Source organism: Inquilinus sp. (genome assembly GCF_057815775.1).
Map to the genome: position 1 here is coordinate 1 of NZ_JBYRFX010000083.1, position 1,515 is coordinate 1,515.

At 66.3% G+C, this 1,515-nt stretch carries 1 protein-coding gene; it reads left to right on the forward strand.

The annotated features are described in order from the left end of the window. Positions 1–29: 29 nt before the first annotated feature. A complete protein-coding gene (locus tag AC3XYG_RS03130) occupies positions 30–1,208 on the forward strand; it encodes a porin (protein WP_489138354.1) in 1,179 nt (392 codons plus the stop codon). Positions 1,209–1,515: the final 307 nt, after the last annotated feature.

Consider the following 1,515-nt stretch of genomic DNA (forward strand, 5'->3'; position numbering starts at 1 on the left):
GTCTTTATGGCCGCGTTAGGAGGTAGGAAATGAAGAAGATTCTGCTGGGTGGTACGGCGCTTGCTGTCGCCGCGATGGCGGCCGCCCCGGCGTCTGCAGACGTCGCGGTCAAGATCGGTGGTTTCGTCGGCGCCCAGGCCGCTCTCATCCTGGACAGCTCCGGCTCGGACGGCAGCCGCGACCGCGATTACGATTTCTTCACCAGCGCCCGTCTGCAGTTCGACATCAAGAACGTGACCGATTCGGGCCTGGAATACGGCGCCCGCGTCCGTATGAACAATGTCGACCGCAAGAACAACGTCGCCGTCGACCGCACCTATGCTTATTTGAAGGGCAGCTTCGGCACGATCACCGCGGGTGACGCGCCCTACGCCTCGGCGGATATCGGCTACGTCTACGCCCATGACACGGTGAATTCGAAGCTCGGCCTCGGCGCCGGCTGGGGCGACGGTCTGGACGGCAAGTTCAACCTGTTCGGCGGCTCCGACGTCTTCTACGCCATCGACCCGAGCTACGGCATCGGCGGCCTGAGCGGCAAGGACACCAAGGTCAAGTACACCTCGCCGAGCTTCGGCGGCCTGTCCTTCGCCTTCGACTTCACCCCGGTGGCCGGCGGCAAGAATGCCAAGGCAACCGGCCACGGCACCGGCGGCGCCACCGGCGACCACGCCGGCAATGGTGGCCTGGGCGACCTGACCAACGACGCCACCACCCGCTACGAGAACGTCGTCACCGCCGGCCTGAACTACGCCACCACCTTCGACGGCACCTCGCTGCGGCTGGCCGCGTCGGCCGGCAACGGCAACGGCGTCAGTGGCAACGAAGACTATGAGGCCTACAGCCTGGGCGGCCAGGTCGGCTTCGCCAACGGCTTCGCGGCCAGCGTGAACTGGGTGCACTTCTCCAGCACCTTCCGCGCCCACAAGGCGATCGACTCGATCACCAGCGACGTCTCCTACGCGACCGGCCCGTTCGTCGCCTCGGTCGGCTACGCCTACACCACGGCGGAGAAGGGCAACGGCCTGAGCTCGTCCTTCACCAACGGCGCGGACCTGCAGACCAACCACAGCGCCATCCTGTCGCTGCTCTACAACGTCGCGCCGGGCCTCAACACCTTCTCTGAACTGGCCTATGAGCGGAACGAGTTCCGCACCGGCCGCGACTACGAGGCGACCACGCTGACCTCCGGCCTGGTCATCTCCTTCTAAGACGAAAAAACGACCTCCTAGCAGATCTGAGGGCGGCGCCAGGGGCCGCCCTCTTTTCGTTTCGGCCTGCCCGGGACGGATCCGCCAGCGCTGATTCGTCGGATCGAGGCGTGCCTCGGCGGCTGAATCGGGCCGGGACCCTGCCCCGTCCCTTCGGGTTGCCCGGACCCGGCCCCATCGTGATAGACCATGCCCGGCCATGCCGCCCCCGGGGCAGTGCGGCCGAGCGCGTGGAGGGGTGATGACGGTCCAAATCGACATCGGAACGCTGTCCAACGGGACATCGGCCATGATCGATCTCGAGGAG

Bases quoted from the DNA above. Each gene is read 5' to 3' on its own strand.
- AC3XYG_RS03130 (WP_489138354.1), top strand. From the start codon at position 30: ATGAAGAAGATTCTGCTGGGTGGTACGGCGCTTGCTGTCGCCGCGATG.